General features: G+C 72.7%; 14 protein-coding genes. 8 read left to right on the top strand and 6 right to left on the bottom strand.

From position 1 onward, the window contains the following. Positions 1–10 precede the first annotated feature (10 nt). Positions 11–1,549, bottom strand: a complete 1,539-nt coding sequence (locus tag ACZ56V_RS21030; RefSeq protein ID WP_468944231.1) for an IucA/IucC family protein — start codon at positions 1,547–1,549, stop codon at positions 11–13. Positions 1,550–1,677: 128 nt separating this feature from the next. On the opposite strand from ACZ56V_RS21030, the gene ACZ56V_RS21025 reads away from it, so the two are divergent. From ACZ56V_RS21025 to ACZ56V_RS21010, 4 genes are all read left to right on the top strand, one after another. Beyond that, on the top strand, positions 1,678–3,207 hold the full coding sequence (locus ACZ56V_RS21025) for an IucA/IucC family protein (RefSeq protein ID WP_467381040.1): 1,530 nt from the start codon (positions 1,678–1,680) through the stop codon (positions 3,205–3,207). Between the two features lie 66 nt (positions 3,208–3,273). Beyond that, the gene (locus tag ACZ56V_RS21020) at positions 3,274–3,888 is read left to right on the top strand and encodes a TOPRIM nucleotidyl transferase/hydrolase domain-containing protein (RefSeq protein WP_468944227.1); all 615 of its coding nucleotides are present in this window, start codon (positions 3,274–3,276) and stop codon (positions 3,886–3,888) included. Between the two features lie 83 nt (positions 3,889–3,971). Next, positions 3,972–4,739, top strand: coding sequence for an SDR family NAD(P)-dependent oxidoreductase (locus ACZ56V_RS21015; protein ID WP_467381043.1), 768 nt, complete (start codon positions 3,972–3,974; stop codon positions 4,737–4,739). Between the two features lie 26 nt (positions 4,740–4,765). Next, entirely contained in the window at positions 4,766–5,137 is a 372-nt protein-coding gene (locus ACZ56V_RS21010) for a MerR family transcriptional regulator (RefSeq protein ID WP_467381044.1), read from the top strand. On the opposite strand, the gene ACZ56V_RS21005 is transcribed toward ACZ56V_RS21010, so the two are convergent. Next, positions 5,043–5,324 carry a DUF397 domain-containing protein gene (locus tag ACZ56V_RS21005; protein WP_468944224.1) on the bottom strand — a complete coding sequence of 94 codons (282 nt, stop codon included), beginning with the start codon at positions 5,322–5,324 and terminating at the stop codon, positions 5,043–5,045. The genes ACZ56V_RS21010 and ACZ56V_RS21005 overlap by 95 nt on opposite strands. After that, positions 5,321–6,154, bottom strand: a complete 834-nt coding sequence (locus ACZ56V_RS21000) for a helix-turn-helix domain-containing protein (protein WP_467381048.1) — start codon at positions 6,152–6,154, stop codon at positions 5,321–5,323. The genes ACZ56V_RS21005 and ACZ56V_RS21000 overlap by 4 nt, the downstream gene beginning before the upstream one ends. A gap of 148 nt (positions 6,155–6,302) precedes the next feature. On the opposite strand from ACZ56V_RS21000, the gene ACZ56V_RS20995 reads away from it, so the two are divergent. The 3 genes from ACZ56V_RS20995 to ACZ56V_RS20985 are packed head-to-tail and all read left to right on the top strand — an operon-like array spanning position 6,303 to position 8,442. Continuing rightward, positions 6,303–6,776, top strand: coding sequence for an ATP-binding protein (locus ACZ56V_RS20995; RefSeq protein WP_467381049.1), 474 nt, complete (start codon positions 6,303–6,305; stop codon positions 6,774–6,776). A gap of 48 nt (positions 6,777–6,824) precedes the next feature. After that, positions 6,825–7,469, top strand: a complete 645-nt coding sequence (locus ACZ56V_RS20990; protein ID WP_468944221.1) for a maleylpyruvate isomerase family mycothiol-dependent enzyme — start codon at positions 6,825–6,827, stop codon at positions 7,467–7,469. Positions 7,470–7,527: 58 nt separating this feature from the next. After that, complete coding sequence (locus tag ACZ56V_RS20985; RefSeq protein ID WP_467381052.1) at positions 7,528–8,442, top strand: HipA family kinase; 915 nt, start codon at positions 7,528–7,530, stop codon at positions 8,440–8,442. A gap of 67 nt (positions 8,443–8,509) precedes the next feature. Here the strand turns inward: ACZ56V_RS20985 and aceB are convergent, their stop codons facing one another. Together aceB and ACZ56V_RS20975 are read right to left on the bottom strand one after the other, a co-directional pair. Further along, complete coding sequence (aceB, locus tag ACZ56V_RS20980) at positions 8,510–10,132, bottom strand: malate synthase A (RefSeq protein WP_468944219.1); 1,623 nt, start codon at positions 10,130–10,132, stop codon at positions 8,510–8,512. A 184-nt stretch (positions 10,133–10,316) separates the two neighbouring features. Further along, the gene (locus ACZ56V_RS20975; protein WP_467381054.1) at positions 10,317–10,940 is read right to left on the bottom strand and encodes a nucleotidyltransferase family protein; all 624 of its coding nucleotides are present in this window, start codon (positions 10,938–10,940) and stop codon (positions 10,317–10,319) included. A gap of 153 nt (positions 10,941–11,093) precedes the next feature. Between ACZ56V_RS20975 and ACZ56V_RS20970 the strand changes: the two genes are divergently transcribed. Next, the gene (locus ACZ56V_RS20970; protein WP_467381056.1) at positions 11,094–11,408 is read left to right on the top strand and encodes a DUF5955 family protein; all 315 of its coding nucleotides are present in this window, start codon (positions 11,094–11,096) and stop codon (positions 11,406–11,408) included. A 21-nt stretch (positions 11,409–11,429) separates the two neighbouring features. On the opposite strand, the gene allR is transcribed toward ACZ56V_RS20970, so the two are convergent. After that, positions 11,430–12,251 carry an allantoin degradation transcriptional regulator AllR gene (gene allR, locus ACZ56V_RS20965; protein ID WP_398916173.1) on the bottom strand — a complete coding sequence of 274 codons (822 nt, stop codon included), beginning with the start codon at positions 12,249–12,251 and terminating at the stop codon, positions 11,430–11,432. Positions 12,252–12,444: the final 193 nt, after the last annotated feature.

Below are 12,444 nucleotides of genomic sequence, written 5' to 3'. Positions count from 1 at the left end.
TGCCCCGACTTCACCTCCACCGCAGCGGATTGGGCAGCTCCGTCCACAGATCGCCCGTGCTCCCCGGTGAAGTCCGCATCGCCGTCAGGGCCTTCACCGGCAGCGGCTCCTCGCGCAGGGCCACCGTGTCCTCCGTGCGGGGCAGTTCGGGCACGGCTGCCTCCAGGGCCCTGCGCAGTGCCGGGCCCGAACCTGCCGTCGCCGCCAGCGCGCCGCCCACCAGTGAACCGAACAGCTTCCGGCGCAGGGCGGCCGGTTCGTCGGTGAGGATCCGGGCGGGCAGGCCGGGGGCGGCGATACCGTGCCGGGCCAGGCGGGCCGGGGAGACGCGGATGTCGGCCAGGTCGCGGTAGACCAGGCGCAGCGGGTCGCCCGCGGCGGAGAGGACGACCAGGAGGTTCTGGCCGTGGGCCTCCAGCGCCACGCCCAGCTCCAGCGCGCGCAGCCCGGCGGTGAGCGCGATGCGGGCGAAGGCGGCGAGCCACCCGGGGGAGCGCGGCAGTCCGGTGGTCGCCAGCGCCGCCACCGGGACGACGTGCTCGCCCGGCGAGGCGTACACCCGGGGCGACTCGCGCAGTACGGCGGCCAGGTCGGGGGAGTGGGCGGTGGCCGCGCCCGGCGTGCGGGTCACGTGGAGCAGGCCGTTCATCCTCGCCGCCAGCCGCTCCCCGAACGCCGACAGGTCCGCCGACGCGGCGATCGAGGCGACCGAGATGTCCCGCACCGAGGACGTCAGCCGGGCGCTCAGCGCGGTCTTCACATGCACCGAACCGGGCATCGCCAGGGTCCGCAGGGACATCAGCGGACGCGCGGCAGGCCCGGCCCCGGCCGACTGCTTGAGCACGTGCGCCGCCTGCCACGGATGCACCGGGACCAGCACCCGCGCCCCGTCCCGCAGCTCCCGCGGCCACGCCCCCGTCACCAGGCACTCCGCCGCCGAAACCGGCACCAGCCCCAGCTCCACCACCGGCCCGTGCTCGGGCCCGTACGCCAACTGCTCGGCCACCGAGAAACCCGGCCGCGCACGGCAGCCCGGGTGGTAGGGATGCCCGTCGACCACCCGGCTCTCCCAGCCCCAGTCGCTGTCCGGCCACTCGTCCGGGTGATTCCCGGACGCCCCCTCCGACGCCCCCTCCCGCGCCGCCCGGGGCTGCGCCGCGCGCGACAGCGCCAACGACGCGGCGCTGTGCCCGAGTTCGGCGGCGAAGGCGGTCGAGTGCGGTACGGCGAGGTCGGTCATCAGCCGCTCCGGGTCGTCGTACGCGACCTCGTCCAGCCGGACGAGCGGCACGTACGCGTCAGTGCGGTACGGGTCGGCGGCCGGTCCGGTCAGCCGCCGGCCGTCCCGCAGGCGCAGGACCAGTCCGTCCCCGGACCGCTCCCGGCCCTCGATCCACGGCAGCGGTTCGAAGGCGAGGGCACGCCACAGCCGCGACAGCACGGCCGCGCGCGCCCCCGGCCGCTCGGCCGTGAACCGGGCGACCAGAGCGGGGCGGACGGCCGCCACCTCGTCGGCGACCGCGGCCGCTGCGCTGGGAGGACGATGCACGAGCTGGCTCCTCGGATACGGGTACGAGTACGGGGCAGGGCGTCACGGCGGAGGGCCGACGAGGGTCATGACGAGAGACATACTGATCGTCTCCGTCCTCTCCGCCATGGACCGACCGTAGGGAACGAGTGGAACGCGTGGATCTCCTGCCCCCGCCCACCGGCGCCGACTCCCGGGACGACGTGGCGCGCCGCGCCGACGCCCACGCGGCCGTACCGCTGCTGAACTGCCTGCTGCGCGAGGTGGCCGAGCCCCTGCCGGGCCCCGGCGCCCGCCCCGTGTACCGGCTGCCCGGCGGCAGACTGCTGCGGGTGCGCCGGGGCCGGCGGCCCGCCGAACCGGAGGTCCGCGCGGCGGACGGATGGCACCGCGTCGACCACGCCGAACTGGTGAAGCTCGTCGCCGAGGCGCTGCGCCGGCACACCGGTGTGGGCAATCACGAGCTGCCCACCGAGATGACCGACAGCCGCGACGCGGTGGCCGCGCTGCTGACGGCACGCGCCCGTGCCACCCCGCCCGCGGACCCGTACCTCCGCTCCGAGCAGGCCCTGCTCACCGGCCACACCCACCACCCCGCCCCCAAGGCACGCGGCGGCGGCCCGCACGCCGGGTGGCTGCCGTACGCGCCCGAGGCGCACGCCCGCTTTCCGCTGACGCTGCTCGCCGTGCGCGAGGACACCGTCGTCGACGAGGGCGACACCGCCGCCCTGGACGCCCTCGGCAAGGCCCCGCCCGGCTACCGCCTGCTGCCCGCCCACCCCTGGCAGCTGGAGCTGACGGCACCGGCCCTCGCCCCCGCCTTCGCCGACGGCCGGCTCGTCCGGGTGGGCACGACCGGCTTCTTCGCCTGGCCGACGGCCGCGATCCGCACGGTGTACGCGCCCGAGTACCTGCCCGGACAGGACCTGTTCCTGAAGTTCAGCCTCGACGTGCGCGTCACCAACGACATCCGCCGCCTGTGGCGCCACGACCTGATGCGACTGCGCCGCACGGACACCGCCGTCACCGAGGCCTTCGCCTCCCTGGGCCCCCCCGCGGCCTGGCTCGGCGACCGAGGCCACCGCACCGCCGACTTCGCCTTCGAGGAACTGGCCGTCGTCGTCCGCGACGGCCTGCGGGAGCACCTGCTGCCCGGCGCGACCCCGCTCCTGGCCGCCGCGCTCGTGGAGGGCTTCCCCGGCAGCCCGCTCCCGGCCACCGCGGACCCGGCGGCCTGGTGGGAGGCGTACCTCACCGCCGTCGTCCCGCCCGTCCTGACCGCCTTCGCCGACGACGGCGTCGTCCTGGAGGCGCACCTGCAGAACACCCTGGTCGCCGTGGACCCGGCCGGCACCCCGGTGCAGGCCCTGTTCCGGGACGCGGAGGGTGTCAAGCTGCTGCCGGACACCCCCCGGGCGGCCGGCTGGGAGCGCCTGGTCTACTGCCTGGTCGTCAACCACCTGTACGAGATCGCCGCCGCCCTCGCCGAACACCACCCCGGCCTCGACCCCTGGCCCGCCGTCCGCCGCGAACTGGCCCGCCACGACCTGCCCGAGATCCCCGCCCTGCTCGCCGCCCCCGCCCTCCCCGCCAAGACCAACCTCCTGCTGCGCTGGACCGGCGCGGACGGCGCCGACGCCCGCTACCGCCCCCTGCCCAACCCGCTGCGCGGGGCCTGAGCGGCGGCCTCCGCGACGCCCGGAATTCCCGTGCCGTACCGCACCCCGGTGGGGCACACTCACCGCATGGCGGACATGGACGCGTTCCGGGACGAGCTCGCCCGCTGGGCGGCGGGCGGCGCCTCAGACACGGCAGCGGAGCTGGCGGCGGACCTCGGCCTGCGGACGGCGGTGCTGCTGGAGGGCCCCAGCGACCTCGCGGCCGTCGAGGCACTGGCGGCCCGCGAAGAACGCGACCTGACCGCCGAAGGCGTGGCCGTGGTCTCCATGGGCGGCGCCATGAGCGTCGGACGCTACGCCGGTCTGCTCGGCCCTCCCGGGCTCGGCCTGCGCCTGACCGGCCTCTGCGACGCCCGCGAGGAGCCCTTCTACGACCGAGGCTGGCAACGGGCGGGCGCCGCGCGCGACTTCTACGTCTGCGTGGCCGACCTGGAGGACGAGATGATCCGGGCGCTGGGCCCCGAACGGGTCGAGGAGGTCATACGGTCCGAAAACGAACTCCGGCCCTGGCAGACCTTCCTGGCCCAGCCCGCCCAGCACGGCCGCTCCCGGCAACAGCAGTTGCGCCGCTTCCTCAGCACCAGGAAGGGCCGCAAGATCCGCTACGGCAGCCTCCTGGTGGAAGCCCTCGACACCGACCGGCCACCGGCCCCGCTGGCGGACCTCCTCACGGGGCTGTGACCGCCGGGCTACGTCAAGCCGTGCCGCCTCGTCGAGGGACCGGGGGCGCTGCTTGACATTGCCGCTGGCGGCAGGGTTACACGATGACCGGCATGAACAGCACCGCATCGCAGAGCAGCAGGGTCGTCGCCGTCACCGGAGCCGGCACCGGGATCGGCCGGGCCACCGCCCGTGCCTTCGCCACCGAGGGCGCCCACGTGGTCGCGATCGGGCGGCGGGCCGAGCCTCTCGAGGAGACCGCGGCCCGGCACGAGGGGATCACGCCGCTGGCCGCCGACATCACCGCCGAGGGCGAACCGGATCGGATCGTCCGGGCCGTGCTGGAGACACACGGCCGGCTGGACGTGCTGGTCAACAACGCGGGCATCGTGCGCAGCGGCGTCCTCGGCACGCTGACGCCGGAGATGATCACGGCTCAGCTTGCCACCAACCTCGTCGCGCCCATCCTGCTGGCCCAGGCCGCGCTGCCACTCCTGGAGAAGTCGGGCGGGGTGATCGTCAATGTCAGTACGTCGGTGGGGCAGCGGGCCTGGCCCGGCAACTCGGTCTATGCGGCTACCAAGACCGCTCTGGAACTGCTGACCCGCAGCTGGGCGGTCGAACTGGCACCCCGCGGGATCCGGGTGGTGGCGGTCGCCCCCGGCGCGATCGACACCCCCATCGGCGAGCACCAGGGCCTGACGCCGGAGCGGAGGGCAGCGGTGCGGGAGTGGCAGCTGTCGCACACACCACTGGCCCGGATCGGCCGCCCGGAGGAGGTGGCCTGGGCGGTCACCCACCTTGCCGCACCGGCCGCGTCGTTCGTCACCGGAGTGGTACTCCCTGTTGATGGCGGAGCGGTCGTGGCGTGATAGGAGTGGCCCGGGAGATGAGATGGATGCGGATCGGTGAGCTGGCCATGGCGACCGGGACAACTGCCCGTGCGCTGCGGCATTATGAGCAGGCCGGACTGATCTCCTCGCAGCGGGCCCCCAACGGCTACCGCATCTACGACGAGCGGGCAGTGGTGCGGGTCCGCAATATCCGCTACCTGCTGGCCGCCGGGCTCGTCCTGGACGACGTGCGGGTGTTCCTGCCGTGCCTGGACGGCGATGTGACTGCCGCACGGCCCTCGGACAAGGGCCTGCGGGTCGCGTGGGAACGGCTGGCGGTCCTCAACGAACGGATCGCTGCCCAGACCGAGGCCCGCGACCGGCTGGAAGCCGCGTTGCGACAGGCAACCGGTGGCCGGGACCGCCCAGTGGCCTGACGCCCGCCTCGTCGCAGAAGCTGAGGAACCGGGACCACGCCGTGGGGGACACGGCGAGCCGGACCCCGTCCCGGACCTTGGAGTCACGGACGTGGACGGTGTCAGGGCAGGCGGCCACCTCGACGCAGTCGCCGTCGCCACCGCTGCTGTACGTGCTCTTGAACCAGGACAGTTCCGTCGTGTTCATGGGGCTCCTCGCATCTGCTGCAACAGGCCCAGGGAGTCGTCGAGGGAGAGAGCCTGTGACCGCATCCTGGCATACCTCATTTGAAGGACGCTGACCTCTTTCCGCTCGGAAACGAACATGCCTCCGCGCTGCCCCTCGTTGTAGGCGAACCAGCGTGCGTCGGGCGTCTCCAAGAGCTGCATCGGGCCGTCCAGCCCCGCGTGGGCTTTCCGTGCCAAGGGCATCATCTGAACTTCGACATTGCGCAGCTCAGCGATTCCCAGCACATGGTCGACCAACTCCTGCGTGACCTCCACTCCGCCCATGCACCGCAGGAACAGGTGTTCCTCCAGAATGAAGCTGAACGCCGTGTTCGGCCGCTCCCTCAGCAGCCGCTGTCGTTCAGCCCGTGCCACCCACTGCGCCTCGATCTGATCGTCACCCAGGGGCGGGAGTTGGTTCGTGAACAGCGTGCGTGCGTAAGCCTCGGTCTGCAACAGCCCCGGAATCAACCGGCATTCATACGTGTACAGACTCACCGCCTCCGCCTCGAACCGCGCCCACTGCCGGAACCAGCTCGCCAGTCCCGGTTGCCGCGACAAATGCCGTGCCGCACCCCGCAGCGCCCCGAACGCGTCCAGGGTCTGCTCAGCGCGCTCCACGAAGTCCACCGGAGGGAACCGCCGCCCCTGCTCGATCGACGCCACCGTCGGCACCGAGTACCGCACTTGCGGCGCGAACTCCTCCTGAGTCAGCCCCGCCCGTTTGCGGAACGCCTTGACGACCTCACCGAACGCCTTGAGGCTGTCCGAGACCTCCGGTTCACCCGCGCCGCCCGTACCGTCCGTCATCCGGGACACCTCCCACCCGTCACGCCCACTCAACGGGCCCATGGTCACGGACGGTTACCCCTACTGTCCACCGTCCGCACCCGTACGCTCACCGTGCGTACCGGTCGCTGATCTGGTGGGACGCCGTCGCCGCAGGTGGGATGGCGGTATGAGACCAACCCCCACCCCCCGACTCCCGGTCACCGCGCGTGTGTTCGTCCAGCGGTTCAGCTCCACCCCGCGCGGCGCCCGACTGGCACGCCACCTCGTCCTGCACCGTCTCGACACGTGGGGCGTCCCGTACGGTTCGGCGGTGTCCGACACGGCCGCGCTGCTCGTGGCGGAGCTGGCGGCGAACGCCGTGACGCACGGGCGGGTGCCGGGGCGGGACATCGAGGTGCTGTTGCGGCTGGACGCGTACACGCTGCGGATCGATGTCTCCGACAGCCGGGGTGAGCGCCGCCCGACGGTCACGGCGGCACCGGAGGCAGAGCACGGGCGCGGACTGGTGCTCGTGGACGCGCTGGCGGACCGGTGGGGTGTGTTCGACCGCGTACCCGTCGGCAAGACGGTCCGCGCGGAACTGGACCTGCCGCCGCGTGGCGAAAGATCGCGCGCGGGTGATGACTTCGCGCGGGGATGAGAGTCTCCGTCACGACCGTCCCGCCCCGATGACAGGAGACCTTCCCGCATGACTGAGCCTGAGGAGACCGGCGTCTGGTCCTCGATCCGTGCGGAGCGAGCGGCGCTCGCGGCCGACCTCGCGGATCTGACCGACGAGCAGTGGGCGACGCCGTCGCTGTGCACCGGTCTGACGGTGCGCGAGGTGCTGGCGCATCTCACGGCGGGCGCGAGCCTCAACACCGTGCGCTGGCTGGCGGGGGTGATCCGCTGCCGGTTCGACTTCGACAAGCAGGTCGCCGTGCGGCTGGCCGAGCAGTTGGGCGCGGATCCGGCGGAGACCCTCGCGCGCTTCAGGCGCGTCGTCCCGAGCACGACCAAGCCGCCCCTGCCCGCCATCGCCATGCTGGGCGAGACGCTCGTGCACGGCGAGGACATCCGGCGTCCGCTGGGCGTCCGGCGCGACTACCCGATCGACGTCGTCACACGGGTGGCCGAGTACTACCAGGGCTCGGACATGGTGGTCGTCGCCAGGAAACGCATCGCGGGGCTGAGACTCGCCGCGGAAGACGGCCCTTTCACGACCGGCGCCGGGCCCGTGGTGTCCGGTCCCACCGTGGCCCTGGTGATGGCCATGACCGGCCGCGCGACGTACTGCGACGACTTGGCAGGGAAGGGCGTGGACATCCTCCGCGGTCGCTGCGGGACGGCTTGAACCGGCCTGCCGGTCGGCGCGTTCCGCGCTCGGGCGGGCGCGTCCATATGCTCGTCCCATGCTCACCGAAGTCACCGCCACCCGCTACGTCGAGCCCCTGCGCTCCGGCGGCTCCGTGCCCGCCGTGGTCGAGGCCGACGATCTCGGCACCTACGTCCTGAAGTTCACCGGCTCCGCGCAGGGGCGCAAGGCGCTGGTCGCCGAGGTGGTCGTGGGGGAGCTGGCCCGGGAGCTGGGGCTGCGGGTGCCGGAGCTGGTGCTCGCGCACTTCGACCCGGCGATCGCGGAGGCCGAACCGCACCAGGAGGTGCGGGACCTGCTGCACGCCAGCGCGGGACTCAACCTCGGCATGGACTACCTGTCGGGCGGCGCCGACTTCACGCCCGAGCTGGCCGAGGTGTTCCCGGTGGACGCGCGGGAGGCCGGGCGGGTCGTCTGGCTGGACGCCCTCACCGTGAACGTCGACCGGACGGTGCACAGCTCCAACCTCATGGTCTGGCCCACCCTCGGCACCGCACCCCCGCGGCTGTGGCTGATCGACCACGGCGCGGCGCTCGTCTTCCACCACCGCTGGGGCGCCTCCCCGCCCGAGAAGGCGTACGACTTCCGCCACCACGCCCTCGGCCACTACGCGCCCGACCTCCCGGCCGCCGACGCGGAGCTGGCGCCGAAGGTGACACGGGAGCTGCTGCGCGAGGTGGTGGACCGGGTGCCGGAGGCCTGGCTGACCCGCGAGGGCGGCCTCGACACGCCGGAGAAGGTGCGCGCGGCCTACGTGGACTACCTGCACGCGCGCGTCCGGGCCTCCCACCAGTGGCTGCCCACCGGCTTCCCGAGCCGCGAGGAGCTGGCCGCCGAGAACGCCGCCCGCGCGGCGCGCACCCAGCGGGGCCGGCCGGACTGGCTCAAGCGGGTCCCCGACCTGCACGGCAAGCCGCCCGCCGAGCAGGACTGGTCGGTCCACCTGGGCTGACACACGTCCGCGCCCCCGGTGCCGTGCTTCGGCGCCGGGGGCGCGGACCGTCGAACGCGGGTCGGCGTCAGCCCTTGAGCTGCTCGTACGCCGGCAGCGTCAGGAAGTCGGCGTAGTCCTCGTCGAGCGACACCGTGAGCAGCAGGTCGTGGGCCTGCTGCCAGTTGCCGGCCGCGAAGGCCTCGTCGCCGATCTCGGCGCGGATGTTCGCCAGTTCCTCGGCGGCGACCTTGCGGGCCAGGTCGGCGGTGACCTGCTCGCCGTTGTCGAGGACGACCTCCGCGTTGATCCACTGCCAGATCTGCGAGCGGGAGATCTCGGCGGTGGCCGCGTCCTCCATCAGGTTGAAGATGGCGACGGCGCCGAGGCCCCGCAGCCACGCCTCGATGTAGCGGATGCCGACCTGGACGGCGTTGACGAGTCCGGCGTACGTCGGCTTGGCGTCCAGGGAGTCGATGGCGATGAGGTCGGCCGCCTCGACGGCGACGTCCTCGCGCAGGCGGTCCTTCTGGTTGGGCTTGTCGCCGAGGACCTTGTCGAAGGACTCCATGGCGATCGGGACCAGGTCGGGGTGGGCCACCCAGGAGCCGTCGAAGCCGTCGCCGGCCTCGCGGTCCTTGTCGGCGCGGACCTTCTCGAAGGCGACCTTGTTGACCTCGGCGTCCCGGCGCGAGGGGATGAAGGCCGCCATGCCGCCGATCGCGTGCGCGCCGCGCTTGTGGCAGGTGCGGACGAGGAGTTCGGTGTACGCCCGCATGAACGGGGCGGTCATCGTCACCGCGTTGCGGTCCGGCAGCACGAACCTGGCGCCGCCGTCACGGAAGTTCTTGACGATGGAGAACAGGTAGTCCCAGCGCCCGGCGTTCAACCCGGCGGCGTGGTCGCGCAGTTCGTAGAGGATCTCCTCCATCTCGTACGCGGCCGTGATCGTCTCGATCAGGACGGTGGCGCGCACCGTGCCCTGCGGGATGCCGACGTAGTCCTGCGCGAAGACGAACACCTCGTTCCACAGGCGGGCCTCCAGGTGGGACTCCGTCTTCGGGAGGTAGAAGTACGGGCCCTTGCCGAGGTCCAGCAGACGCTGCGCGTTGTGGAAGAAGTACAGGCCGAAGTCGACCAGGGCGCCGGGCACCGGGCGGCCGTCCACCTGGAGGTGGCGCTCGTCGAGGTGCCAGCCGCGCGGGCGCATGACGACCGTCGCCAGTTCGGCGTCCGGGCGCAGGGCGTACGACTTGCCGGTGCGCTCGTCGGTGAAGTCGATGGTGCGGGTGTAGGCCGCGGTCAGGTTGAGCTGGCCGAGGACCACGTTCTCCCAGGTCGGCGCTGAGGCGTCCTCGAAGTCCGCGAGCCACACCTTCGCGCCCGAGTTGAGCGCGTTGATGGTCATCTTGCGGTCGGTGGGGCCGGTGATCTCGACGCGGCGGTCGTTCAGCGCGGCCGGAGCGGGGGCCACCTTCCAGGAGTCGTCCGCGCGGATCGCGGCGGTCTCCGGGAGGAAGTCGAGCGTGGAGGTGCGGGCGATCTCGGCGCGGCGCTCCGCACGGCGGGCGAGGAGCTCGTCACGCCGGGGCGTGAACCGCCGGTGCAGCTCGGCCACGAAGGCGAGCGCCGCATCGGTGAGGACCTCCTCCTGCCGGGGCAGGGGCTCGGCGTCGACGATGGCCAGCGTGGACGGCGCTGGTGCGGACATGAGCTGTCACTTCCTTCAGCGGTGGCACCGGGTGCCAGAGGGTGCGTATGGGGCATTACGCACTCGCCGTGCAGCGGAGTGCTTCTGGTCAGTGGATAGTAGTTTCCTCATCGTGGAACTTCAATGGTTTGTTGACGTCGAGATTCTCCGGGTCGAGGAAAGGTGGCGCTGGGTGCCACCTCCCTCACTCAAGGTGGACCAGGTCCGCCTCGGTGTCGATGTCGTACGGCCGTGCCACGTCCCCGCACTCGACGAGGGCGATCTCCGCCTCGTGTTCCCTCAGATAGGCGCGGGCACCCCGGTCCCCGGTGGCGGTCGCCGCGATTCCCGCCCAGTGCGCGGCGCCGAGCAGTACGGGATGCCCGCGCACACCCGCGTACGCCGCCGAGACCAGCGACGTCTCGTCCCGGTATCCGGCGCGCACCCGGGCCATCGCCTCCGCGCCGATGCCGGGCTGGTCCACCAGGCACACGAGGGCGGCCCGCGCCCCTGTTCCCGCCAGCGAGCCGAGCCCGGCGCGCAGCGACGACCCCATGCCCTGTTCCCAGCCGGGGTTGTCCACGAGAACGCAGCCGTCGAGCGCCGCCCGCGCGCGTACGTCCTCGGCGCGCGCCCCCAGCACGACATGTACGCGGGTGCAGCCGGCCGCACGCAGCATGTCGACCGCGTGTTCGACGAGCGGGTGTCCACGATGTTCGAGCAGTGCCTTGGGGCGGCCACCGAGCCGTCGGCCGCCCCCGGCGGCCAGCAGCAGCCCCGCCACCCGGCCGTCCACCTGGTCTTCTGTCAGGCCCTCGTTGTCGGTCATGCCCCCTGCATACCTGACCGCCCGCCAAACGCTCCGGCGTGCGCGGGATGTCCGGAGACTTTCCGGAGACTGAATTTCGGTCCGCGCGGTGGCGCGCGCGGCGCGGGGTGGCGTTTACTGGCCCGCGCACAACGGGGTGCGAGGGGGAGGGTTGTGTTGCGGAGCTTGGGGCAGAGGCACGTGACCGTCGGCGACGAGGACGTGAGGGTGGTGGCGCTGCGGACCGCCGTGTCCCGGCTGCGCCGCCAACTCGCCCTGCTGGCCGCCGATTTCCCGGACCGCGGGATCGCGGAGGACGAGCTGGCCGACCTCGCCGCCATGGCGGGCCACGGCGTCCCCGAAGCGGCACGGCTGCGCCGCTCCCTGCTGCTGATAGCCGGTGCGATCGGCTCCGTCAGCGCCCTCGCGCCGGGGCTGACGGAGGTCCGTCACGCCGTGGAGCTGTTCGGGGACCCGCCGCGCCCCTGAGCCCCGTGCGGGGAGGGTGCCTCAGACGACCGGGTTGCCGTTCGAGCCGTTCGCGCCGTTCGAGTTCAGCAGGGCCTGGGACAGCTCCGCCGCCACCTGCTGGAGCAGGGGCACGATCCGGTCGGTCGCGGCCTCGGTGACACGGCCCGCGGGACCGGAGATCGAGATGGCCGCGGCGGTGGGGGAGTCCGGCACCGGGACGGCCAGGCAGCGGACGCCGATCTCCTGCTCGTTGTCGTCGATCGCGTAACCCTGGCGCCGCACGTCCTCCAGCGCCGCGATGAAGCCGTCCGGCGTGGTGATCGTCTTGTCGGTCGCGGCCGGCATGCCGGTACGGCTCAGCAGGGCCCGCACCTCGTCCGCCGGGAAGCCCGCGAGCAGTGCCTTGCCGACGCCCGTGGAGTGCGGCAGGACGCGCCGGCCGACCTCGGTGAACATGCGCATCGAGTGCTTGGACGGCACCTGGGCGACGTACACGATCTCGTCCCCGTCGAGCAGGGCCATGTTCGCCGTCTCGCCGGTCTCCTCGACCAGACGGGCCAGGTGCGGGCGCGCCCAGGTGCCCAGCAGCCGGGAGGCGGACTCGCCGAGGCGGATCAGGCGGGGTCCGAGCGCGTAGCGCCGGTTGGGCTGCTGGCGTACGTATCCGCAGGCCACGAGCGTCCGCATCAGGCGGTGGATGGTCGGCAGCGGCAGCCCGCTGCTGGCCGAGAGCTCGCTCAGGCCGACCTCGCCCCCCGCGTCCGCCATCCGTTCGAGCAGGTCGAAGGCGCGCTCCAGGGACTGGACGCCGCCGGTGGCGGACCTGGCGGAGTCGGTGGTGCTGGCGCTGGACGTCGGCACGGCACGTTCCTTTCGGGGCTGGCGGGAGGAAAGAAGCGTACCCGGCGGCCGGTTGACTACCGGCTTGTACGTAGCTACGTTCTGCTTGCTGGAATTCTAATTCCGCTTTGTGGAAACGTCCAGGGCTGAGCCGTGGGCATGCCCGCACAAAGGGTGCCTCTTGACGGCACGGGAGCGGGAATGAAGACTCCTT

Source organism: Streptomyces sp. NPDC034099, assembly GCF_055575415.1.
This window is presented reverse-complemented; position numbering and strand designations above follow the sequence as displayed.